General features: G+C 60.6%; 21 protein-coding genes and 1 pseudogene. 9 read left to right on the forward strand and 13 right to left on the reverse strand.

Annotated features, from left to right (window positions below):
* Positions 1-9: 9 nt before the first annotated feature.
* The 5 genes from NKH71_RS12780 to NKH71_RS12800 are packed head-to-tail and all read right to left on the reverse strand — an operon-like array spanning position 10 to position 5,697.
* Complete coding sequence (locus NKH71_RS12780) at positions 10-984, reverse strand: ABC transporter permease (RefSeq protein ID WP_023717074.1); 975 nt, start codon at positions 982-984, stop codon at positions 10-12.
* A 35-nt stretch (positions 985-1,019) separates the two neighbouring features.
* Complete coding sequence (locus NKH71_RS12785) at positions 1,020-2,081, reverse strand: substrate-binding domain-containing protein (protein ID WP_031193416.1); 1,062 nt, start codon at positions 2,079-2,081, stop codon at positions 1,020-1,022.
* A 59-nt stretch (positions 2,082-2,140) separates the two neighbouring features.
* Complete coding sequence (locus NKH71_RS12790) at positions 2,141-3,202, reverse strand: substrate-binding domain-containing protein (protein ID WP_023717076.1); 1,062 nt, start codon at positions 3,200-3,202, stop codon at positions 2,141-2,143.
* Between the two features lie 33 nt (positions 3,203-3,235).
* Positions 3,236-4,495 (reverse strand): M20 family metallopeptidase, encoded by a 1,260-nt coding sequence (locus NKH71_RS12795; protein ID WP_352895067.1) that lies wholly within the window; start codon positions 4,493-4,495, stop codon positions 3,236-3,238.
* Positions 4,492-5,697, reverse strand: a complete 1,206-nt coding sequence (locus tag NKH71_RS12800) for an ROK family transcriptional regulator (RefSeq protein WP_245278510.1) — start codon at positions 5,695-5,697, stop codon at positions 4,492-4,494. The genes NKH71_RS12795 and NKH71_RS12800 overlap by 4 nt, the downstream gene beginning before the upstream one ends.
* 91 nt (positions 5,698-5,788) lie before the next feature.
* Here NKH71_RS12800 and NKH71_RS12805 point away from each other — a divergent pair, with 91 nt between their 5' ends.
* The 4 genes from NKH71_RS12805 to NKH71_RS12820 all read left to right on the forward strand — a co-directional run bounded on the left by NKH71_RS12805 (position 5,789) and on the right by NKH71_RS12820 (position 9,418).
* Positions 5,789-6,085, forward strand: coding sequence for a hypothetical protein (locus NKH71_RS12805; RefSeq protein ID WP_352494324.1), 297 nt, complete (start codon positions 5,789-5,791; stop codon positions 6,083-6,085).
* Complete coding sequence (locus NKH71_RS12810) at positions 6,072-6,275, forward strand: hypothetical protein (protein WP_352813470.1); 204 nt, start codon at positions 6,072-6,074, stop codon at positions 6,273-6,275. Before NKH71_RS12805 ends, NKH71_RS12810 begins: the two co-directional genes overlap by 14 nt.
* Positions 6,276-7,204: 929 nt before the next feature.
* The gene (locus NKH71_RS12815; RefSeq protein WP_352895068.1) at positions 7,205-8,650 is read left to right on the forward strand and encodes a HipA domain-containing protein; all 1,446 of its coding nucleotides are present in this window, start codon (positions 7,205-7,207) and stop codon (positions 8,648-8,650) included.
* Positions 8,651-9,103: 453 nt separating this feature from the next.
* On the forward strand, positions 9,104-9,418 hold the full coding sequence (locus NKH71_RS12820; protein ID WP_352895070.1) for a hypothetical protein: 315 nt from the start codon (positions 9,104-9,106) through the stop codon (positions 9,416-9,418).
* A 153-nt stretch (positions 9,419-9,571) separates the two neighbouring features.
* Here NKH71_RS12820 and NKH71_RS12825 read toward each other — a convergent pair whose 3' ends face one another.
* Positions 9,572-9,859: a hypothetical protein gene (locus NKH71_RS12825; RefSeq protein ID WP_352483875.1), complete on the reverse strand. Its 288-nt coding sequence runs from the start codon at positions 9,857-9,859 to the stop codon at positions 9,572-9,574.
* A gap of 831 nt (positions 9,860-10,690) precedes the next feature.
* Between NKH71_RS12825 and NKH71_RS12830 the strand changes: the two genes are divergently transcribed.
* Both NKH71_RS12830 and NKH71_RS12835 read left to right on the forward strand, forming a co-directional pair.
* Entirely contained in the window at positions 10,691-11,515 is an 825-nt protein-coding gene (locus NKH71_RS12830; RefSeq protein WP_352494320.1) for a 5'-3' exonuclease, read from the forward strand.
* Between the two features lie 346 nt (positions 11,516-11,861).
* Entirely contained in the window at positions 11,862-12,218 is a 357-nt protein-coding gene (locus NKH71_RS12835; RefSeq protein ID WP_352515864.1) for a hypothetical protein, read from the forward strand.
* A 120-nt stretch (positions 12,219-12,338) separates the two neighbouring features.
* Here the strand turns inward: NKH71_RS12835 and NKH71_RS12840 are convergent, their stop codons facing one another.
* The 4 genes and pseudogenes from NKH71_RS12840 to NKH71_RS12860 form a co-directional block, all read right to left on the reverse strand.
* The gene (locus NKH71_RS12840) at positions 12,339-12,998 is read right to left on the reverse strand and encodes a PTS sugar transporter subunit IIA (RefSeq protein ID WP_352494318.1); all 660 of its coding nucleotides are present in this window, start codon (positions 12,996-12,998) and stop codon (positions 12,339-12,341) included.
* 183 nt (positions 12,999-13,181) lie between these two features.
* On the reverse strand, positions 13,182-13,466 hold the full coding sequence (locus tag NKH71_RS12845; RefSeq protein ID WP_352895072.1) for a DUF982 domain-containing protein: 285 nt from the start codon (positions 13,464-13,466) through the stop codon (positions 13,182-13,184).
* Between the two features lie 150 nt (positions 13,467-13,616).
* Positions 13,617-13,783, reverse strand: a pseudogene (locus tag NKH71_RS12850) (VapC toxin family PIN domain ribonuclease); the annotation flags it as partial.
* Between the two features lie 1,592 nt (positions 13,784-15,375).
* Positions 15,376-16,302 (reverse strand): NAD(P)/FAD-dependent oxidoreductase, encoded by a 927-nt coding sequence (locus tag NKH71_RS12860; protein ID WP_023717091.1) that lies wholly within the window; start codon positions 16,300-16,302, stop codon positions 15,376-15,378.
* A 784-nt stretch (positions 16,303-17,086) separates the two neighbouring features.
* Between NKH71_RS12860 and NKH71_RS12865 the strand changes: the two genes are divergently transcribed.
* The 3 genes from NKH71_RS12865 (at position 17,087) to NKH71_RS12875 (ending at position 19,339) form a co-directional block, all read left to right on the forward strand.
* Positions 17,087-17,611, forward strand: a complete 525-nt coding sequence (locus NKH71_RS12865; protein WP_352494317.1) for a YciE/YciF ferroxidase family protein — start codon at positions 17,087-17,089, stop codon at positions 17,609-17,611.
* Positions 17,612-17,903: 292 nt separating this feature from the next.
* The gene (locus tag NKH71_RS12870) at positions 17,904-18,176 is read left to right on the forward strand and encodes a cell division topological specificity factor MinE (RefSeq protein ID WP_352494316.1); all 273 of its coding nucleotides are present in this window, start codon (positions 17,904-17,906) and stop codon (positions 18,174-18,176) included.
* Positions 18,173-19,339 carry a beta-glucosidase gene (locus NKH71_RS12875; RefSeq protein ID WP_023717094.1) on the forward strand — a complete coding sequence of 389 codons (1,167 nt, stop codon included), beginning with the start codon at positions 18,173-18,175 and terminating at the stop codon, positions 19,337-19,339. The genes NKH71_RS12870 and NKH71_RS12875 overlap by 4 nt, the downstream gene beginning before the upstream one ends.
* A 49-nt stretch (positions 19,340-19,388) precedes the next feature.
* Here NKH71_RS12875 and NKH71_RS12880 read toward each other — a convergent pair whose 3' ends face one another.
* From NKH71_RS12880 to NKH71_RS12890, 3 genes are all read right to left on the reverse strand, one after another.
* Complete coding sequence (locus NKH71_RS12880; RefSeq protein WP_352494395.1) at positions 19,389-19,478, reverse strand: hypothetical protein; 90 nt, start codon at positions 19,476-19,478, stop codon at positions 19,389-19,391.
* A gap of 259 nt (positions 19,479-19,737) precedes the next feature.
* Positions 19,738-20,880: a UDP-galactopyranose mutase gene (gene glf, locus NKH71_RS12885; protein WP_352494315.1), complete on the reverse strand. Its 1,143-nt coding sequence runs from the start codon at positions 20,878-20,880 to the stop codon at positions 19,738-19,740.
* Positions 20,865-22,055, reverse strand: a complete 1,191-nt coding sequence (locus NKH71_RS12890) for a glycosyltransferase family protein (RefSeq protein WP_352494314.1) — start codon at positions 22,053-22,055, stop codon at positions 20,865-20,867. The genes glf and NKH71_RS12890 overlap by 16 nt, the downstream gene beginning before the upstream one ends.
* Positions 22,056-22,065: the final 10 nt, after the last annotated feature.

A 22,065-nucleotide genomic window follows, 5' to 3' on the forward strand; every position in this document is an offset into this window, starting at 1 on the left:
AAAACTCCTTCAACGCGACTTTTCGCGCAGCGATACGGCGACGGCCGCAAGAATGATCAATCCGCGCACGATCATCTGATCGGAGACGGACAGGCCCATCAGGATGAGGCCGTTGTTCAGCATGCCCATCATCAGCGAGCCGACCAGCGCGCCGACAATCGATCCCTTGCCGCCGTTGAGCAGGGTTCCGCCGACAATGACGGCCGCTATCACCGTCATAAGGTCGGTTTCGCCGAGCGTATATTTCGCGGCCTGCAGCCGGCCGGCATAGAGCAGCCCGGCAAGGCCGGCGAGCCCGCCGCTTATGGTCAGAACGGCCAGCCTTATCTGCGCCACGCTGATGCCGGAAACACTGGCGGCACGGCTGTTGTCGCCGGTGGCCAGCACATGGGCGCCGAAGCGCGTCTCGCGAAAGACGAGATGCGCGATCGCAACGACAATGACCGTCCACCAGATCAAGGACGGAACACCCAGCAAAGAACCCGAGCCGAAGAAGCCGGTGAAGGCGTCGTTGGTGACCGGGATCGACCGCAAATCGGTCATCGAGCGAGATACGCCGGCAAACAGCCCGAGCGTCGCCAGCGTTACCAGGAATGAAGGCAACTTGACGTAAGCCACGAGGGCGCCGTTGAGCAGGCCGATCAGCAGGCCGGCGCCGAGGCCAGCCAGCACCCCGGCCACCAAGCCGCAGGCGTTTATCGCCACCGCGGCAGCAAGAGCTGCCACGGCAACGATCGAACCTATCGAAAGATCAATCTCGCCCGCCGACATGACAAAGACAAGGCCGATCGCCATGATCGTCACGGGTGCCGTCTGCAGCACGATGTTCGACAGGTTGCGAACCGTCAGAAAACCGCTGTCCTTCAGTACGATCGCGAAGAACAGAAAGATCGCCAGAAATCCGAGATAGACGACATATTGCTGCAGGTTGAAGCGGCTGACCAAGCTCGCTGCCCGGCCGGGGCTGGTGTTGATACTCGACATTCTCACTTCCTCCGGCGGGGCGCCATTGTCTGCCGCTACTTCATGGCGGCCGCGATGGTCGCGGGCACGTCCTTGTTGAGGGACCGCTTCCACCCGTCCTTGACAGTGTCCTTGGTGACGGCGAGGGAATCGACCACCATGAACGGCGCGGCCTTCTTGCCGATCAACGAGGCGGCCGTGGCGCGTGCCAGCGTCACGCCGATGTCATAGGCTTCGTCTGCGATGAGTGCCGCAACGTTGCCGCCTTTCACCATGTCCAGTGCCGCCGGTTCGTTCAGGTCGAGCGTGACGATCTTGGTGTGGCTGTTGCCGGCCGCCCGCAATGTGGACAGCACGCTAAGCGCCGGCTCAGCCCAGGTGACGTAGATACCATCGAGGTCTGGGTGCTGTGTGATCATCGCCTGCGCGATTTCCTCGCTGCGCGCGGGGTCGGCCATTCCGGCCTCGGCTACGATCTTCATGTCCGGATAGTCCTGCTCGATTGTGTGCTTGAATGCTCCATCGCGCTGGTTGGTGACGTAGAAATCGGCATCGTGAAAGATGTAGCCGACCTTGCCCTGCTTGCCGAGCGCGTCGGCCATTGCGATCCCGGCCTTATTGCCCATCTGGAAAAGGTCGTCCGAAACGATGGTCACATAGTCCTTGTCGTGAACGTAGCCTGCTGGCGAATTGTCGACGAATCCCAATTTCACGCCGGCCTGGCGCGCAGGATCATAGACGGTGGCCGCACTTGCGGGATCGACCGGTAGGGACAGTATAATCGAGGGCTTTTTGGCGAGTACTGTCTCGACGTCGGATTTCTGCCGGGCTGCATCAAAGCCGGCGTCGGTCTGAGCGACCACCGTGATGCCGAGCCGCTTCAACTCGTCCTGGGCGCCGCTGTTCACCGCGTTGGTGTATTCGCTCATCTCATGCCAGACCAGCGCGGCGGTGTATTTGCCGTCCTTGATCTGCTGCTCCTCAGCTGGTGTGAGCACGACGCTCTTTGCCGGCGTCGGCTTTTCCCCGTTCGGTCCCGTGGTGGTGCCGTCGGCTGCGAAGGCGTTGGCGGCGACGAGCGCTACCAGTGCCGACAACATTCCAATTGCTGTGCGCATGTCAGTTCCCCTTGTTTTTATGGTGTCGGCGGCCCTCATTGGCCGCCGGCATTCGCCTGTCACTTGGCCGCGTCGAGCACCGATTGCGGTGCGTCGCGGTTCAACGAATCCTTCCAGCCCTGCGCAACGTTCTGCTTGGTCACGGTAAGCGCCGGGGCAACGACGAAGGCCGGCGTCTCCTGGCCGAGCAGCGCCTTGACGCCGACAGCGGCCATGGCGCGACCGAGCTCATACGCCTTGTCGGCCACCAGTGCGGTCACATTGCCGCCCTTGACCATATCGAGCGCCACCGGTTCGGCGAGGTCGAGCGTGACGATCTTGGTCTTGGTGTTTCCGCTTGCCCGCAAGGCCGACAGCACGCCGTCGGCCGGTTCGGCCCAGGTGACGTAGATGCCGTCAAGATCGGGATGCTGCACGAGCATGGCGCTGGCCAGCTCTTCTGCCCGCGCCGGATCGGAGATCCCCTGCTCGGCGACGATCTTGATACCGGGATAATCCTTCTCGATCGTTGTCTTGAAAGCCTGGTCGCGCTGGTTCGTCACATAGTAACTGGCGTCGTGGAAGATGTAGCCGACCTTGCCTTTGCCATCGAGCGCCTTGGCCAGTGCATCGGCCGCCTGCTTGCCCATCTGGAACAGGTCGTCAGTGACGATGGCGGCGTAGTCGGTTCCGTGCTTGTAGCCTTTCGGCAGATTCGAAAGGAATACCAGCTTGGTGCCGTCGGTGAGCGCCTGACGGAAAGCCTCGGCCGAAGTGACCGGATCGAGGGGCAGCGACAGGATGACGTTTGGCTTGGCTGCGAGCGCGGTTTCGATGTCGCTGCGCTGGCGCGCCGCGTCAAAGCCGGCGTCGGTGGTCACGACGATCTGAATGCCAGCACGGGCAAATTCATCCTTGGCGCCGGCGCTGACCGCATTGGTGAAGTCGGACGAGGTGTGCCACAGCAGCGCGGCCTTGTAGCCCTTCTCCTTCACTGCGGCCAGATCTGTGTCCGACAGAGTAACCTCGGCGCTGGGCGTCGCCGTCTCGCCGCTCGGTCCCACTGTCTGTGCGCCGGCTCCGCCGGCCAACAGCATCAGACTGCCTGCAAGTGCTGTAGCAACAAGTCTGTCTATCAGCATGGTAGTTCTCCCATTTTCGCTCTCAGTTGTCCTTTATTCCGTAACGCCGCAATACTCCGCCATGAACCGGGCGAAGCCTACGATGCCCGCCAGATATTCCTCGACATCGACGTGTTCGTCGAAGGTGTGGCAGTTGCGAATGTCGCCTGGCGCGCAGTACACGGCGGGGATGCCGAGCCGGTTGGTGAAAAATGATGACTCTGACCAGAATGGCGCGCCTTCGATGGCGCCGCGACCAGCCATCGATCGGGCCATGGCGGCAGCAAGGGCGCCGACCTCCGGCCTGTCAGGTGCAATCTCGGCGGCGTTACCCCCGAGCGGATGATCGCGGCCTGCCGGATAGGCGAACGCCAATATGATTTCAGGATCGGTGATGGCGCCGCGCACCACTGCCTCGATTTCGGCGGCGGCCTCGTCCAGTGACTCGCCGGGCAACAGCTTGCGGATCAGCGACAACGTGCAGCGTTCGGGCACCGCGATGTAGCCTCCGCCCACAAGCCCGGTGATCAGCAGGAAGCCACGCCCAATCAGCGGGTGCTCGGCTCTGGTTGCAACATCTTCCGAATGCTTCCACAGCGCGCTCATGACGGCGTGGCTTGCACGCAAGGCATCCTTGCCGAGTTCGGGTACGCCGAAATAGGCCGATCGTCCGGTGACGGTGATGTCGGTAATGAAGAAGCCGATTTGGGCCGGATAAACCGAAAGGCGGGTAGGCTCCACATAGACGATGAAATCGGGCGCCACGACTTCGCCTCTCTCAATGCGGCCGACGAAGTCCTTGATGCCGGCGGAGACGCCGATTCCAGGCTGGCCGCTCTCCTCGTCGCCGACGAAGGCAAAGGCAACGTCGCCGGCCAGTTCGATGTCGGCCGTGTCGAGCAGAGAGAGTGCCGACAGCGCGGAGCAGATGCCGGCCTTGAGGTCGCCGGCGCCGCGGCCCCAGATCTGCCCGTCGATCATTGGCGCGGCAAACGGATCCTGCCTGGCGGTGCCAGCCCAGTGCTCGCGCCAGCCCTCGACATGAACCGTATCGGTGTGGCCGATGAAGAGCAGCCGCTTGCCGGCGCCGGCACCTTTGCGCTCACCCCAGACATTGGGCCGGCCGGGCGCGAATTCCGCACGCCGAATTTCGCTCAAGCCAAGCATGCGCATGCGGTGTTCAAGGAAGGCGACAAAGTTTTCTTCGTGACCGGTTATGCTTTCGCGGCCGATTGCCCCCTGCAGAAGCTCCACCGCTGCGTCGCAATCGAGGGCGGCGCGCAAGCGGGCGGTGATGTCCTTTGAAGCGGTCATAGCGTGGCCTCGCGCAGCACGGCCGAACTGGCTGGGGGAAGCGAAATGCGTCCGTCGGGCGCGTCGACGCCGAACAGTTTGTTGTGCAACTGGCCGAGCCCGATGGCGGCGGCGCCGATGAGCGCTGCCCGCGACCCGAGTTCGCTGGCCTCAACGGCGATAGGATAGGGGAAGCAGCGCGGCAGCAGGTCCCTAACGCGCAACAGGATTTCCGGCCGCAGCCCGATCGAGCCGCCCAGGACGACCTTTTGCGGATTGGCAATTGCCGCTATGGCCACAATGCCTTGCGCCAGGTAGCGCGCGGTTTCGTCGAGCACCGTCGCGGCATGCCTGTCTCCGGCCAATGCACTGTGGAAAATCGTCGGCACGTTGACGATGTTGCCCGTCAGCGCCGCGTAGCGTTCAACCATGGCGTTGGTTGCGACCACGCGCTCGAAAGCGCCGGCGCGCAACGATGTCGGCGCGAAAGGATCGGCGCCAATCGGCAAAAAGCCCATCTCGCCGGCTGCATTGCTGGCGCCCCGCACCAGATTGCCTCCAACCATGAGGCCGCTGCCGATGCCGGTACCCAGCGCTATGAAGGCGAGATTGTCGATACCGCGGCCGCACCCCTGCCAGTTCTCGCCGAGCACCGCCAGATTGACATCGTTCTCGATCACCACATGAAACCCGAATGCGTGCTCGAAAGCGCGAACGACATTCATTGTGCCAAAGCCGGCAATATTCGGGGCAAGCAGGACGCGTCCGGTCTTCTTGTCGGGTGCACCGGGAACACCAATCACCGCCAGCCTTATCTTTGTGCGCGAGATGCGGTGCCTCTGGGCCGCCTGAAGCGCTAGATCCACGATCTGGTCGACGACGAACTGTCCGCCCCGAGGATCGGTCGGCGCCGTTTCCTCCGCGAATATCTGGCAGGCAAGATCGGTGAGGGCGACCCGGACTTTGGCGCCGCCGAGGTCGACCGCCGCGATGTAGGCCGCGTTAAATACGAGTTCGTAAGTGACAGCCGTGCGTCCGACATGTCCGCTCGTGCGCCCCGTTTCCTGCACCCAGCCTTCCTGCTCGAGTGTCCTGACGATCTCGGAGATTGTCTGCTTAGACAAGCCGGTCTGCTTTGCGATTGAAGCGCGCGAGATCGGCCCACCTTGCACGATCGCCTCCATGACGGAGCGCTGCGAGAACTGACGAGAAATGCGTGGCACGTCGTTCAACAGCAGCTCCGATTAATTCGTTCTGTCACCGAACTTAATAATCATTTTGGACGGCAGTCAACTGGCCGCTCAAAAGAGGGGTTTGTACACCGGGGAAAAACAGCAGCGCTGGCGATCTAACGTCCCGGTGAAAAGCAGGAAGCCCTTCGAAGGCGACTACCAGGTGTTACCGATTTGCGGCGTTGGTGGCGATGACCAAGCTGCGTCGCCGCACCCGATCGTCGACCGCTCGCTTGCCAAGCTCAGGAAGGTGAAGTCGTCCGATATCGGCATCGTCGTCGCCGACGGGCTCATCAAATGCGAGATTGCACCGCAATCCATCGATCGCCTGGCGGTTATGCGAGGTTCTCCTTGGTTCGATGGGCATGTCACTGCCTGACTTCATCGGGGATGCCGAGGCGAAAGTCGCCGCCAAACTCATCGCCGCCGCTGCCGATGACGGCGCTAAGGCGGTCCTGGGAGATGTCGACGCTCACAAGAACGCCTGGGCCGCCAAGAGCAACGAGGAGCGCACCACGCTCAGCCAGTCGCGGCCGGTTGGGCAATCCGCCAGGCCGGCCATCGGGTGAACTGTCCATCGTGCGCTTCCCAAGCGTTGGTCGTGGGTGAGCCCGTCACTGCGCCGACACAGAAACTCGAGGACGGCGAGATCACCGACACGCAGGAATATCTGCCCAATCGTTTCGAGTGCATCGCCCGCGGCTTGAAGATCAACGGCTTTTCGCGCCTCGCTGCGGTTGGCCTGGAGAGCGCTACAAGAAGACCCAAGTCTATGACGCAGCGGAATATTATGCGCCGCAGGACAACTATGAAGGCTATGAGGATGACAACAACGAACGTTGATCTGCGGAAAAGTGCGCAGGGCAGGGGCATGACCCGTACTGGACTGGTCGCTTCCGCTCGGCGCGAGCCCTCATTCGACGGGGCTCCATTGCTCGACCGTAATACCAGTGCATTCGGCAAAAGCAGATCGAGAATGCGGCCGAGCAGACTGGCGACGCCCGTAGACAGGCATGACTTTCTCGCATTTCAGATTCGAGAAAGTCCTTGACTCTTGACGCCTATTAGCGGACTTTTGCGCATCTGAAATGCGAGAAAGTCCGTGTCCATACTGCTGGTTGGAGAGACAATAGACAAGAGACGTGCGCATGCGCTAGCGGTGGTAGGGGAACTCGTCCCACTCGTCCGCGGTGTTTATGCACGATCAGGCGACGACGTTGAGCAAGCAGTTTTAGGCCACGCCGTACGCATCGCGCGCTACCTCTATCCTACTGCCTATCTATCATCGGCCTCTGCCCAACTTCTTGCTCCCACACCTGACGGCCGCCTGTTCGTTAGCGGTCGGCGTAATCAACGAACCCGGCTACGGACGCTCGAAATAATCCAAAACGAGGCGCCTCCCCATCCTTCGACTGCCTCTGCGGTGGTAGGGGACGATCTTGGCGAGCTGCGAGTTGACGTTTCCTCGCCGCGCCAACGCTTTCTGGAAGCATTCCGCTTGCGGAGCGAGCATGCTAGCGCCATCACCGAACTGATGCGGGCCGACATGGCGGCAAGACTCATAGAAGAACACGGCTCGCCACAGGTGGCCGCTGACGCGGTCTGGGCGTTGGCCCGCGAGAACGGATGGTACCGCGAAGGGGAGGGCGCTGAGCGTTATCTGATTGCGCGCCCGGCGGCGGCCAAGGGCCCCGTTAACAAGGCGGCCCTGGATTTCCTTGTGGCATGGCATGGGGATCCTCTCGGTCGTCTAATCCACGATGGATTCGAGTGGCGCTGGAAGCCTGTGAGGCGCAGCGGCCCGCCACTCGTTCGACAGACTGCACCAGGCAAGCTGCCGGCTTTCATCGAGTCGCTCCTCCCAGAAGGATGGCTCGCGCAAGTGCTCCGTCAGCGGGATGAACGCGAAGCGCTGCGAAGCGGCAAGCGCTACATGTCAAATATCGCGGTCGTCGAGAGCCAAGCCGAGCTTAACGTCCTGCCGCGAGACGAACTCGACACCAAACTTGTCGCGTTCACCGACGATGGGCGCTTCACTGGTCGATACGTCGGCCCGTCGCGAGGCGAGATCCAGGAGACGTTCGAGCACAACTTGGCTCAGCTGTTTGCGCGCGCGGAAATGCCGAGATTATCGGGTGTCAAGATTAAGGCGCCGATGAATTTGGCATCGGACGGCGCGCTGCTACCCGCGATCGATCTGCCATTCACTCACATCCTTAAGCCGGCCGGAACCGCGGGCTTCGAAATGCTGCCGGTCGTCGAATGGCTTTGTCTTGAACTTGGTCGCGCAGCGGGCTTCGAGGTTCCGGCCGCCGCGCTCATCGACATGCCGGATGGGATGTCACCTGCATTGGTCGTCGAGCGATTCGACGTGCGACGCGGGCCCGATGATCGACGCTTCCTAGCGCTCGAGGACTTCTGTTCGGTTCTCGATCTGCCGACCTCAGCCAAATACGACGGCACAATCGAACGCATGGCGCGCGGTTTGCGGCCGCTTTCGACCGACCCTGCCGCCGATATCGAGACCTTGTTCCGCCGGGCGTTTTTCGCGTGGCTGATCGCCGACGGGGACATGCATCTCAAGAACCTGGCGCTCCTCAAGATTGCAGGCCCTGGCTCCAAGCGGTTCGAGGCCGTCCGGTTCGCATCCCTTTACGACGCCGTGACGACCCGCGTCTTTCCGGGGCTTGGTGGCGATCGTATGGCGCTGAAGCTCAACGGTAAGGACGACCGGCTTACACGGCAGGACTTCCTAACTCTCGCGCGCACGATCGAGTTGCCGGTCACTCGCGCCGAAGAAGCGATAGGTTCGATCGCCGCTGCCCTGCGCGAAGCAGCGCGCATGCTCGCTCTGCCGTCCTTTGCCGAACGGGCTGATCCCGCTCAAACAGCGGCGGAGCGAGTGAAGGCGATCGTGCGCGACCGCGCTGAGGCGTTTTCATGAGCACCCATGGGATCAAGATCTATGTCGGCGTCACCGATCTAGATTGGTTCGAATTTCTGTCGCGCCGACGTTGACGAGGTGAACTTCTGGCAGCCCGGGGGGGCGGTCGCAGTTCCGAGCGCTCCAACCGGGCGAACTGTTTCTCTTCAAGCTTCATAGCCCCAACAACTTCATCGTCGGCGGCGGGCTGTTCGGGCAGGCGTTCACACATCGCCGTATGTGGACGGCTCTCCCTCTTTGTTCAGACGAACTGATATACCAGCCATGCTCTGCCCTTCAGCAACAAACATGTTGAAGATGCCCCTCACAAGCCTGATTTCGTTTGGCGGGCCAGGGACAAGGAGAACACGTTCGCCAGCGAGCCCTTTCTGTTCTCCAGAGCCGAGAACGTAACGGGGCTCCCCATCTTTATCCAGCAACATTCGCCGGACGCCGTAGGGCACGGGTCCCCCTTTGGCTGAATCCGAGACGAGCCTGCTGCAGCTGCGCTCTGGAGACCTTTGGGGACAGTTCGCGGCTGTACTCGCTTGCCATCACCCGTTTCATATTTTTGAGGATTGCAGAGACCATGCTGCCATCGTTATCGAACTGCTCGCCGCAATATTCCACCGCCACGCCCCGCTTCGCGCCTCGAAGCTGACCTCCGTGATTTCGTGTCCAAATGTCGCGTTTCAGGCCGTACTCGGACACCTGAAGAACGCCTTCACGAGATTAGCGAAGCATCGTCACGATGGAGACGGCGAAATCGACGGGGAAGATGAAAGCTGAGCAGTCAGCGACGCCGGCAGAGGGCGGCTTCGGCCGTCCCTTCCTGACGTTTGATGGCAATGGATGACGTCAGGGTGCTGCACCACGGCGGCGACGAGCCCGACACCATACCGCAGGCGATCGACGCGACGGCGCCAAGGGCCGTACCTGACTCTATGTTCCCTTCACGATTCTCGGTTTAGTCGGTCGGCGGGGTTGAGCCGCGCCCTCGATGGCCAAAGCCAGCCGCTTCTCGTCTTCGATGGCGCGATCGACTGCCTCAATTTCCTCTTGAAGCACCTTCATCTCGGCTCCGTAGCTGGAGCCGTCGCTGTCCCCGATCTGAAAGCCACTTGCCCGCATTGCGTCGCGAGTATGGTGCACGTTACGGACTCCTTCGCGTCGAGTCGCGACCAGGATTTCCCTGAACTCACCAAGACGTTCAACGTGACTGCGAGCCATTGCGTCCTCCTATTTCATCGTCATCGTCGCCGACGGCGATTCAGAACGGCTAAAACTTACTGCGCAGAAGGTTTAAGTGACTTTAAGAGATACTCTCGACAAAGCATGAGTGCGGAAGCTCAAATTTGAAATTTGAACGTCTTGCAATAGCGTGAAGCGCGGCAGGCGGAAATTGGCTTGGGACCCGACCGATCACAGATCAGGTGCTAGAGGCTGCGCCTTGTGCCCACCTCCGAAGCTGCGCGATTTACCGACATCGGGTTTTGTGTCGAAGTGCGTCAACGAGGTGAGTTCTAACAAATGCAAAATGTTTGAAGGTTTCAAGAGGCGGGGTGCGCCTAGCCGGCCGTCACAGGAATGAGAACCCCAAAACGGGGGGGATGCATTCCATATAATCGTCATGACGGAACTGCCGCCGCAGATCGGAGCGTCTGAACGTCGTCATTTCCATTCTGTCGTCAGGAGCAGTGTGTTCGGGCCAACCCACCCGTCCGGGCTTCCCCCACATCGCAAGCTGGTCGCGAATATCGGCCCAGGCTGCCTCTTGCGCGGCCGGCGCTAGTCGCGACAGCATCGCCAATTCGTTTTTCGCTGCGTTTGGAAGAAGAGATACTCTCGCGAACCAAATGGCCGCCTGGCGCAAAAGCGAGGCGGCGGGGCGAGAAATATCCGCCTGCCCTTGAAGGTAAGCTGTTGCTAAGTGCCGGTGAGAGGCATGGCTTGCGGTGGGCGTACGGGCACGTCCGAGCGCACCTACTTGAAGGTTTGGAGAAGGCCAACTGTCGGTCTAGCTTTGCAGACGGCGCCGGATGCTGTTTCTCGAGGATTGCGATGATCGTACATTTAGTAGACGGCACATACGAACTGTTTCGCCACTTCTACGGCCAACGCCGGTTCAACAACGGCCAAGACAAGCCGTTTGGCGCCGTCGTCGGCGTGCTGAACACAGTGCTGGAGATGATCGAGAATGGCGCCACACACATTGGGGTGGCTACCGATCATGTAGTAGAATCGTTCAGAAATCAGCTCTGGCCGGGCTACAAGACCGGGGATGGCATCGAGCCGGCATTGCTCGCGCAGTTTCACCCCCTCGAGAAAGCCTTGGCGGCGATGGGAGTGGCGGTCTGGCCGATGATCGAGCTGGAAGCCGACGACGCGCTGGCCTCCGCGGCGCACAGCGCGGCTGCCGATGGGCGCGTGCAGAAGGTGTGCATCTGGACGCCGGACAAGGATCTCGCGCAGTGTGTGCGCGGTGACCATGTGGTCCAGGTAGACCGCAGGACCCAGAAAATTCGCGATGCCGCGGGTGTACGCGAGAAGTTCGGAGTTGAGCCGGCCCTCATTCCAGATTTCCTCGCGCTCGTCGGTGATGCCGCCGATGGCTATCCGGGTCTCGAAGGCATCGGCCTGGTCTCGGCCGCCCGGCTGCTTGGCCGCTACGGCCCTCTTGAAAGCTTTCCGCCTGAAGCCCTCGGCAAGCGTAGAGAGCTCGCGCTTTTATTCAAAAATCTCGCGACGCTTCGCACGGACGCTCGGCTGTTCGATGACGTCGAAGAGCTGCGCTGGCGCGGCCCGACCAAAGCGTTCGAGACGTGCGTGATCCAGCTAACTGACACCCGGCTCCTCGCACGTGCTCTCAACGCTCGCCGAAACTGACTTCGGGAGGCGAGATCTGGAAGCGGCCTTTAAAAGGCCAGCGTCGATTCCCGATCGCACAGGGGCACTGTGCACGCGGGAACAGTCTGGAATAAGACACAGGCAAATGTGCCGGCTGGGGGCAGGCGCTCACACAGCATCTGAGTTGTGGGTGGCGTTCAATGGCATACTAGCGTCCACCTGGGACCTTCAGGAGACTGAAGCTGCCAGCCATTGCAGGAGGAGCAGCCGCGGGATCGGAAACGTTTTGTCAGCAGAAAATAGGGTCATGTTGCAAAGCATCTCTCCGAACGCTGCGCCGGTGCTATGGTGTGCCCGCACTCATCAGACGGCAAGGATATGAGGCATGCCCGCAGTCACCCGCCGTACACTTCTTGCGTTCACCGCCGTTGCGTCTGTCATTGAACCGACGTTTGCTGAAGGCGAAGGTATCTCGCGCGAACTGCAGGCGCTGATCGCAAGGCATGAAACCGCCTATGCCGCGCTCCACAGGGTTGTTCATCGAGCGGGCAGCAACTGGCACCACCGCAAGACGGCAGACCGAATTGAAGAGCAAGCCTTGCTGGCCATCTGTTCCTATCCTGCGACCAGCCGAGGCGACCGCCGGGTCAAGGCCGAGTATCTGTTGACTGTTGAGGCACGAGGCGAACTCGACTTGAAAGAGCACATGCAGGCCATCCTACGCTCAACGATGCGGGGCTGATCGATCGCAGTACCCGCGGGGACCAGACCGCGCGTTGCCGGAGCGCGGCGCGGCCTCGGAGTAATGACGACGCAGACATTCTGTTTGGGTTACCGCGCAGAAAAGGAACCCGAAGATGCGTCAATCCCCCGCGAAGACCGCCTCATCGGCTGGTAGCGAGCCCCCGTAGTTGACTGCGGTATGCGCCGCGCCTCTGGATTCTAAGGCATTGCTGAACTGCTTAGGTATCACAGCGCCAGGCCCGACGCGGCAAGTATGCAAATTTGGTGAAATTCTCGGAAGCGGCTCAGTTTCGAGAATCGCCAAGGCCTCATCGGATGACTGTGCCTGTCGGAGTCGCTCCCGAACTTGAGATGTCCGAAGCACCCGGCATATTTGCGAAAGGGCAGGGAGGAAGGCGGAAGTAGCAGAGCGCGGCCAGAGTACAGTGTAAATGAGATCGACTGGGTCGTCGTCGGGGCCGTCGAAATCGATAGGCTGGGCCAAGCGTGTCAAAGACGCGACAGGCGAAGAGATCATACCCAGTAGGGCGTGAGGGATCGCGACACCACGACCGATGCCCGTCGAGCCGAAATCCTCGCGGTCGAAGAGACTACGGAGAACCACCTGCTCGTCAAGCCCGGCTCTTCGCGCAATTCTGATCGCGATTTTTGTCAAGGCTGATTGCTTTCCTTTAGTCGCAAGGTCAAGCGAAATGTCTTCTTCTGACAAGATGGGGCAGACCGTCAGAGTAACCTCAATGTGGATCCCAAACGCGATCGCAAATGGGGTGCAGCGCACTGCTTGGCCAGCGCAGAATTCACCGTCGGATAAGTGGGTCCTGGCTGTCCCGGACGCGAAGCCAGGGCCTTCTCGCGTCCGGGCTAATAGCCCGTTTTGAGGCGTTTCGGCTCTCGCGGGAGAAGGCAGTATTTCGGGCTTCAGGTGGGGTGGCTCTTCAGTGTTAGCGAGGCCGGCATGACCTCACATCAGGTCTTCAACCATCCGCGCACATTTCCCCAGACCTGCGCTGGTCCCTCTTGTTCTAAGGAGTCCCTGTTCAGCCGCGGCCGCCTTGAAGGCCTCGAACGCAGCTTGCTGGCTGCAATGCCCGGCGAGCGATTCCTCGACCATTCGGATCGCCTTGAGCCGCCCCGGCTTTCCCATTCTAGGCCATGGCTGCTGAAGCACCTTCATTGCGTCGGCTATGGACGCGACCACCGTCAGGTTGCGATTGAGGCAAATTGTAATTGGACTGAAGGCCCGCATTCTTGTCGCTCCCCACGATTGAACGCGGCTAAACGCGAAGACAAGGGCAGTGGTTGCATGAATGTGGATCACGGCGAATTCAAAGACCCGCTGGCCGATGCGATTGAGGCTGAGCAGGCTCTCCTTGGGCCCGGCTCTTTGCCTCGCCGGACCATCCTTCTCGTCGAACAACAGGACCCGACCGGCAAAAAGCATCTGCGCACCGTCCGACGCCGCGAACCATTTTTCGAGTTCGTCACGCCGCTTGCCCGACAGCTTCTCAAGTACACCGCGACGAATTCGGCGACTGTGAGGGAGGAGATGAAAAGGTTATAGTCGTTTCGTTCGGCTGTCCTTTAGAGCAGGGGCTCCGAGTCGGTTTGTATCGAGCAGATGTCGCATCAGATCTTGACCTGGAGATCGGCTCCGGCAGCCGGGATCGGCGCAGCGCGGCAACGATGCCATGTTCCTTCGGCGGCTCACCGACGATGGTCTGGCTGACGGCCCCGCGAAGGCGCGAAGCATCGGGGCCTTCTTCTGCCAGTCGGGCGAGCCAACTTTCTTCGGCTGGGAGGGCGGCGCACTGCTTCGGCTCGGAACTGTTGACACATGCACCAAGCTGACAGACCGGAAGCGGCGGCGTGCCCTGACGTCATGGAGACTAGCCCCGCTCCCGAAGCCCGCAGATTGTGATCTCGTTGGCTATGCAGAGCATCCAGCCGTCGTTTCCGAGCGGGCGTTCGTGTTTGGGAAGTGCATCTCGCACGCGCTCGCTAGACGACCACCGGCGGCTATAAATACCTCTCGGCGGTGGGCCGTACTGAGCCGGCGGCGGAGTTTCAGCTTTCGGCCCAACAGCGCTCTGCCGGCCTTGATGCACTCACCAGCCTCCAGCTCGCGTGTTGGTGGCCGGAAAATCGCCACTACAACCGCCATCGACTCAAAGTCGAAAGCTACACGCCTGAGGCGCTGTCATTGGCTGAGATCCGGAATAGTCGGTCAGGCTGATAGTCTTGATTGTTGCCGCCGTGCGCCGGAGCAGGGCAGCACGCTCCGCCATCGTTCATTGACGGGCTTCGTTGGCCGGGTGTAGCAGCTCGGATACGAACAGGTCTACGACCGGAATTCCAGTTCCCCCAACTCCTCCTACGTTACATTAGCAGTTGCGGAACCTTCTGCGCATTCGTCGGTTGGAATCTCGTACTCCACCGACCCCTAGCAATTGTGTTCCGCTGTTCACTTAGCCCGCCGGTTCCGGCCGGCGGGCTTTTTGTTGTCGTGGTGGAACACCCGTTTGCGACGATGGTTCGGTTAACTAGGCGGGGAGCGCGGCTTGGCTACTGAGAAAAGAGACAAGTGAGAGAGAACCGAACATCGATGCTGTACGAGCACTGATCGAGGTTGAGCGCGCAGCACGAGATGCAAAGACCGCTCGGATCGGGGAGTGCGCTTGGAGGCTGCAAGGGGGCACCCCTGTGCAACCGACACCGAAGAGGAGCCGGAACGGCAAGCACGCGTGGTCGAACCGAAGCGCTGCGTGCGCTACACGACGCAGATCGATAGGTAACGGATGGTCATTTTCGTCCCGGCGAAATCGCCGCTCGAGTTCCGCGCGGCAAGTCGATCTCGTCCGTCATCATCTCCAACATGACGAGGTCGTCAATGTTGGAATGGCCGCCTTGCCGCCACACCCCTTCGGCCAGTGACTGCAGAAAAGCCATGACGCCGGCGAACGGCTAGCCAGCTCGCCTTGTCGGGTCGAATTCCTGCTTGGGGAACGGTCTGCCGGAATTGTTCGCGCGAGGCAGCAGGATCGGAAAGAGACACATATGGCAGCAGCCCAATGGTTTGTGATTGTCGGTATCTTAACGTCAGCGCCGGGCACGCCGTTCGCGTAGGACTGTCACTACGCGGTGTTTTCAGCCTGCAATCAGTGCTCCCCTTCGCCATTCGCAAGATAGTTATGCATGTCACTTGCCGCGACCGCTGCGTGCCCGAACGCGACGGCAAGCTGGTTGATCTCGTCGACGACATCTCCAGCTGCATAGAGTCCCGGCACGGCGGTGCGCTGGTGCGAATCCACGACAAGATTGCCGGCTCGGTCACATTCTGCACCAAGGTCGGTCGCTAGCCTCGAGCGGATGATCGACCCCATCGCAGGGTAGATGGTGTCAAACGAGAGCGTCCTGCCGTCGACGAGTTCGACAACTGCCCGACGGCCCTCAGCTGAAATTGCGTCTCGGGCGCATGCGCCGAACTCGATTCCAGCCCTTTTTAGCCTAAGAACGTCATCCGGGCTGGGCTGGGCTGCATCAGCAATCAGCAAAGTTACGTCTCGAGTGAAGGTCCGCATGAACAGCGCCTTTTTCATTGCGTGTTCGGCCGGTCCGATGACGGCCACCCGTTTGTCAATGACCTCATAGCCGTCGCAGACAGGGCACAATCGCAAGGCTCCGGCTTTAATCATGTCGGCGGTGCCCGGAACGTCGGGGAGGCTGTCGACGACACCAGTGGCAATAAGCAGTGAGCGGGCATGAATGGGAGATGAAGCCTGCGCTAAAAATCCATTCTCCGCGATGCGAATGCCCACGACCGTATCGCACACCCAATCTGCGCCGTGCCGGGTGGCCTGCAGTTTGAGGCGGTGAAGCAGGTCAGGGCCGGTGATTCCGCGCGGGAAGCCCGGGCAGTTGCGCGTCAAGGGAATCCAGTTTGCCCGGCTTTGACCTGCATCGACGACAACTACCCGACGCCGAAAACGTCCAAGGTAGGTCGCGGCCACGAGGCCTGCTGGCCCGCCGCCCACAACCAGGGAGTCAAACATCCGATCGCGGCGCGCTTTGTCTCTGTCGACCATTCAGAAATCCTGACACTGCAAAGCCGCACCGTGAGTGCACCGTGGACCACGTTGAAAGGAAACGCCGAACCGCCAATTTGGTTACCAAGTATTGGTTGCTGGGGCATAGCTGCATGCTTCCCACGTTGCGTTCGACCCGGCGCTCAGGAGTATGCTGGCACGAGCCTGGCTCGCGCAATGGCAACGCCATGGTGAAATGCAGGCCCTCGGGATTGTCCCTCGAGGTTGTAGTGTAATTCGATCTTTGCATTGCAATGCACGGCAACTACCTTTCCCAGCAATGTCGTTCCAAAGCCTCGCCGCTTCAGGGGCTCCACGGCGGGGCCGTTTCGCTCCTGCCGGTCGAGGTAAACAACCTGCTCAGCCGCGGAACCGCGGATCCACCATCGCACCTTGAGGCGGCCTTGAGGGCGCCGCGTGAGAGTAGCAGCAAGCGATGGTGGACTTCCCGACACCTGAGAGGGCCGATCAAGAGCGAGCTTGTGCCCCGATCGAGGCGGCCGCCGATCAGAGTGTCCACGGAATTTCCGCTTAAGGCCGGCGAGCCGTGTTCGGCTTCAGGGTGCTCGGCGGCTACCAGCCGCGCAAAGACGGTAACGACGTCCGGCTGGATGACGAAGTCGTGGTAGCCGCCGCGTATTTATGCCCCACGCATCTTGATGACCCGCAAGCGACGCCGCTCGCCACCATGAGTCGGCGTCAGTGGGGCCATCGTGAAGGAACAACAAGGCACTGGCCTCGTTAGAGCCGTACATCCATCGATAGCTTTCAACAGGAGATGAGAATGGCGACGACGCGAAGATCACAGGGCAGTTCCAAGGGCTTGGAAGACCTTTTCTACGATGGTCTGAAGGACATCTACTACGTCGAACGGAAGATTCTGACCGCCTTAAAGAAAATGGCAAAGGGCGCAGAGTCCGAAGAGCTGAAGGCCGCGTTCGAAAAGCATCGAGACGAGACAGAAGGTCAAATCGAGCGCCTGCAGCAGGTTTTCGACGCGTTTGGCAAGAGGGCTCAGGGTAAGACGTGCCCAGCGATCGATGGCATGATCGAGGAGGGGCAGGAGATTTTGGAAGAATTCGGAGACGCTCCAGCATTGGACGCAGGGCTCGTGGCTGCAGCCCAGGCGGTCGAGCATTATGAAATCGCGCGCTACGGCACTCTTGTGACGTGGGCGGGCTTGCTCGGCCTAAGAGACGCAGTCCCACTTCTGGAACAGACTCTCGAAGAAGAAAAAGCCACCGATGAGGCGCTCACCCAACTCGGCGAAACTGGCGTCAACGAACGGGCAATGCAGCAGGCCGCGTGAGGTCGCGCATTGCTGGGGTGGCCAATCCGAAATTTGCATCTTCGTGAGCAGCGCAATGGGCGAATTCGGATTTGGCCATTTCCTCTGTCGCGTGCCCGTCGAGCACACGTGTTTTGGCTCTAACCGCATTGTACTACTACGCGCACCAATGTGGGCGCGCCGGTTATGCAAAAACACCAACCCCGCCGCACGCGCCTGTATCGACGCAGCAAGAAGACTCGAGGGCGAGGACCTGCCGGTCATTCTGCCTTTCGGGGGGCCTCCTCGACCGGCTGTTGGGAAGGAGGGCAGCATGAACCTGCTCGATATCTTCAAGCGCCGCGGCAGCGCGTCCGTGGCGCGCGAGCGCTTGCAACTGCTGTTGGCTTACGAGCGCCGCAACCGCAACCAGCCCGATCTCGTCTCCGTGGTGCGCGAGGAAATCATGGCTGTGAACGCCAGGCAAGGCCAACACCTCGACGTGACGGCAGCCTCATCGAAATCGAAGAGGCGACCGAACCTGGCAAAGGGCGGTCGCCGAACGCAAGTACTTGCGCCATCCCTGGCCGACAGGATGCCGGTATGAACGAGGAACCGGCTCGTCGGCCCGCGGCAGATCCTTCTGGCATCGAGAGCTTTTTCATGGCTGGTTTCGAGTGTTCCTCGCATCGACGTGCCGATGGGGTGCGCCTTGATCTGATCCGTGCGACCTCACATGACACCCATGCATCCGGCGACTATCGCCACTGTGCCGAGCTTGGGCTTCGCACGATCCGCGACGGCTTGCGCTGGCACTTGATCGAAACAGCGCCGGGAGTCTTTGACTGGTCGAGCTGGATGTTGGTGATCGAAGCAGCCCAGGCGGCCGGGGTGCAGGTCATCTGGGATATCTTCCACTATGGTTCGCCAGACCACGTCGACCAAGGTGGCCCCGGCTTTGTCGAGGCCTATGTCCGTTTCGCCGCGGAAGCTGTTCGGGTTCATCGCTTAGCCACCGGAGTGGCTCCCCTGGTGTGTCCGATCAACGAAATTTCTTTCTTTGCGTGGGCGGTGGAGGTCGGCTATTTCCCGCGCGCCGGGCAGAATAAGCGCGGATGGTTCAAACGCCACCTTGTCAGGGCAGCGATCGCCGGGATCAGAGCAATGCGGGAGGCCGAACCCAGTTGCAGGTTCATCTGGGCTGAACCGCTCATCCATATTGCTCCTCGTGACCGCAGTCGCGCCGAGCGGCGGCGCGCCGAAAATGCTCGTCAGGGCCAGTTCGAGGCTTACGACATGCTGGTCGGGCGCGCTGAGCCGGAGTTGGGTGGCAGCGAGGACCTTGTCGACGTCATAGGCCTCAACTTCTATCCGCACAACCAATGGTACTTGAATGGGCCAACGATACCGATGGGACACCACGAATACCGGGCGCTTTCGGAAATGCTGGTCGAGGTCGACGAGCGCTACAAGAAGCCGATGATTATTGCCGAGACCGGCGCCGAGGGGTCGGGACGGCCGGCTTGGCTCCATTATGTTTGCGACGAAGTGCGCGATGCGATGAGCCTCGGCGCACCTATTCAGGGCATATGCCTGTACCCGGTGACGGCCTACCCCGGTTGGGACAATTCGCGCCACGCCGAAGTAGGCTTGTTCTCCACCATTCATGCGAACGGCTCGCGCACTCTTCACAAGCCGCTAGCCGACGAGTTGGAGCGCCAACGCCGATTGTTCGAGGCCTTCGACAACGAGCCAGCAGGCGCGGTATAGCCCCGCCGATAGTGCGCCGCGCTTTAACTGCATCGGCAACGCGGCAAGCCTAAATCTGTCCACCGAGAAAGATCCTGGGGTCCTTGGCCGCAGCGATGATCGCCTCGCGTGCGACTCTTGGCGACTTTTCACCGCGCATGACGGCAAGGCACGCCTCGATTGTTGCGAGTCTCGACGCTTGCAAGCCGGCTCCGGCCAATCCTTCAGCAGAACCTCGGCCGCGTCCGTTACCGAGACAACAACCCTGTCGCGATCGATCCGGCCGGTTGAACGACTATCGGCTTTGTGAAACGTCTCGTACGCACGACCCCTCCAACGGCATATTAGCTTCGGCTGATCTTTGCGCCATCTCAAATGTTAATGGTCACCGCGAATGCAGCTTAATCCCGGCGCATCGTTCACTCCGCCGCCTCGCGCTGCCTCGGCATCTGCCCGATGCCGTTTACCGGCATGCTCTTTTGAAGGCGCGCGAACGTCGCCAAAGCCTGCCCGACGACCTGATCCATATTGTAATAGCGATATGTCGCCAGACGTCCGACGAACCAGACCTGTGGGCACGCCGCTGCCAACGCTTCGTAGCTCTTGTACAACGCCTCGTTTTCGGGCCGCGGCACCGGGTAATAGGGATCTCCGATGTCCGAGGGGTATTCGTAGGTCAGGCTGGTCTTCGGACTCTTCTGTCCGGTCAGATGCTTGTACTCGGTGATGCGGGTGTAGTTTTCCGTCTGCGGATAGTTGACGACGGCGACCGGCTGAAACTCCTCGCAATCAAGCGTCACGTGCTCAAAGCGCAGCGAGCGGTAGGGCAAGCGACCCAGCTTCCAATCGAAAAATTCGTCGATTGGCCCGGTGTAGATCATCCGCTGGAACGGAATCTTGTCGCTAATCTCACGATAGTCGGTCTGTAGCATGATCTTGATCTTGGGATTATCCAGCATGCGCTGGAACATGCGCGTATACCCGCCTGCCGGCATTTTCTGGAAAGTGTCGCCAAAGTAGCGATCATCCCGATCGGTCCGCGTTGGCACCCGCGCTGTGACTGATTTGCTCAACTGGGAAGGGTCAACACCCCACTGCTTCCTCGTGTAGCCGCGGAAGAATTTCTCGTAGAGCTCCCTGCCCACGGTGCTCACGACGACGTCTTCGGCTGTGCGGACTTCTTCCACCGTCTCTCGCCGGGAAGCGAAGAACTCCTGCAGCTGCTCGGATGTCAGCTTAAGGCCGTAAAGGCGATTTATGGTGTCTAGGTTGATCGGTATCGGCAGCAGCTTTCCGTCGACCAGCGACAGCACGCGGTGTTCGTAAGACCGCCATTCGGTGAACTGCGACAGGTAGTCGACGATCGATTGGGCGTTGGTGTGGAATATGTGCGGCCCATAGCGGTGGATCAGGATCCCTGCCTCGTCATAACAGTCATACGCATTGCCGCCGATGTGATTTCGTCTGTCGACGATCAGGACGCTTTCTTGTCGCTGCGATGCGATGCGTTCCGCCAGCACGCTGCCGGCGAAGCCGGCGCCGACGATCAGCCAGTCGAACATGCTAACGCTCCCCTCAGCAACGGCACGACGCTCTTCATCGCGTGGGCGCGCTGGATGTGGGCCGCCATCGCATTCCAGGTCTTCTCCCAGGACATATCGGCGAGGTAGGCGTCGGCTTTCTCCACCAGGAAATCGCGAGGACGCGCCAGGATGGATCGAAGCTTGGCTTCGACATCCTCGGCGTCGACAATGTCGACAAGGCCTTCGGCGCCGTAGGTGCGCACGACGTCGACGATCGCTGTCGAAACCACCGGCAGTCCTGCCGCGAGGAACTCGGGAGTCTTGGTCGGGCTGATGTAGCGGGTCGCCTCGTTGAGCTTGAAAGGCATCCAGCCGGCACTCCAATGCCGGAGGTAGCGTGGCAGGTCGGCATAGGACTTGCCGCCCAGCCAATGCAGGTTGCTTGCCGTGGGCAGCCTCGCCGGATCGATCTTGACCACAGGGCCGAGCATGACGAATTGCACGTCCGGCATTGCTGCAGCCGTCTCCGCTACCAATTCGACGTCGAGCCGCTCGTCAATGACCCCGAAATACCCCACTCTCGGGTGAGGTATGTTGGCCTGGTCGAGTGGGTCCTCACCCGGCTCTCTCGCCTGATGGAAATGTGCAACGTCGATGCTGCTTGGAAAAGCAAAGATCGAACGATGCAGGCTTCGCTTGGCCTCGTAAAGGCTCTGCCCGCCCGTGAAGACGACATCGGCACGTTGCAACAGCGCCTTTTCCAACTGCGTCAACTCTGCGGGAGCGTCTTTGAACGCGGAGAGTTCATCCATGCAGTCGTAGACGCAGACGTCACAGGCGAGATGATGGCTGAAGCGTAGCGCCATGGGCGTGTAATACCAGGTCGTCAATCGGTCATGCGGCGTGGAGGCGAGGATCTGATCGACGAACCTGCGCTGGATCGCGTTCGCCCTGGTCGCGGAAGTACCAACTGGGATCAGCGGCGTCACAATTTTGATCGTAGGTGAAACATCGTTCACCCGCGTCGAAGCGTGGCGCCTTTCGTCGAAGATCGGCTCTTCGAAATAAATTAGCTGCTGCTGTTTTGAGGCGAGCGTCAGAATCTGTTGCGGTCTTTGGAATACAAAATTCCATCGGAGGTGGGAAAAGCAAAGTAAAATTGACGACTGCACGGTGGTATTTGGTTTTAGGGGGGTGCCCACCGCCATTTCCATATAGAAATCC

The sequence above is a fragment of the Mesorhizobium sp. M0983 genome (assembly GCF_040318975.1).
Lineage (GTDB): Bacteria > Pseudomonadota > Alphaproteobacteria > Rhizobiales > Rhizobiaceae > Mesorhizobium.

Coding starts and splice junctions, on each gene's coding strand:
- NKH71_RS12790 (WP_023717076.1), bottom strand. CDS start 3,202: ATGCTGATAGACAGACTTGTTGCTACAGCACTTGCAGGCAGTCTGATG.
- NKH71_RS12860 (WP_023717091.1), bottom strand. CDS start 16,302: ATGGTCGACAGAGACAAAGCGCGCCGCGATCGGATGTTTGACTCCCTG.
- NKH71_RS12865 (WP_352494317.1), top strand. CDS start 17,087: ATGGCGACGACGCGAAGATCACAGGGCAGTTCCAAGGGCTTGGAAGAC.
- NKH71_RS12835 (WP_352515864.1), top strand. CDS start 11,862: ATGCCCGCAGTCACCCGCCGTACACTTCTTGCGTTCACCGCCGTTGCG.
- NKH71_RS12845 (WP_352895072.1), bottom strand. CDS start 13,466: ATGCGGGCCTTCAGTCCAATTACAATTTGCCTCAATCGCAACCTGACG.
- NKH71_RS12810 (WP_352813470.1), top strand. CDS start 6,072: ATGTCACTGCCTGACTTCATCGGGGATGCCGAGGCGAAAGTCGCCGCC.
- NKH71_RS12780 (WP_023717074.1), bottom strand. CDS start 984: ATGTCGAGTATCAACACCAGCCCCGGCCGGGCAGCGAGCTTGGTCAGC.
- NKH71_RS12825 (WP_352483875.1), bottom strand. CDS start 9,859: ATGGCTCGCAGTCACGTTGAACGTCTTGGTGAGTTCAGGGAAATCCTG.
- NKH71_RS12880 (WP_352494395.1), bottom strand. CDS start 19,478: ATGCGCGGTGAAAAGTCGCCAAGAGTCGCACGCGAGGCGATCATCGCT.
- NKH71_RS12870 (WP_352494316.1), top strand. CDS start 17,904: ATGAACCTGCTCGATATCTTCAAGCGCCGCGGCAGCGCGTCCGTGGCG.
- NKH71_RS12795 (WP_352895067.1), bottom strand. CDS start 4,495: ATGACCGCTTCAAAGGACATCACCGCCCGCTTGCGCGCCGCCCTCGAT.
- NKH71_RS12785 (WP_031193416.1), bottom strand. CDS start 2,081: ATGCGCACAGCAATTGGAATGTTGTCGGCACTGGTAGCGCTCGTCGCC.
- glf (WP_352494315.1), bottom strand. CDS start 20,880: ATGTTCGACTGGCTGATCGTCGGCGCCGGCTTCGCCGGCAGCGTGCTG.
- NKH71_RS12890 (WP_352494314.1), bottom strand. CDS start 22,055: ATGGAAATGGCGGTGGGCACCCCCCTAAAACCAAATACCACCGTGCAG.
- NKH71_RS12875 (WP_023717094.1), top strand. CDS start 18,173: ATGAACGAGGAACCGGCTCGTCGGCCCGCGGCAGATCCTTCTGGCATC.
- NKH71_RS12830 (WP_352494320.1), top strand. CDS start 10,691: ATGATCGTACATTTAGTAGACGGCACATACGAACTGTTTCGCCACTTC.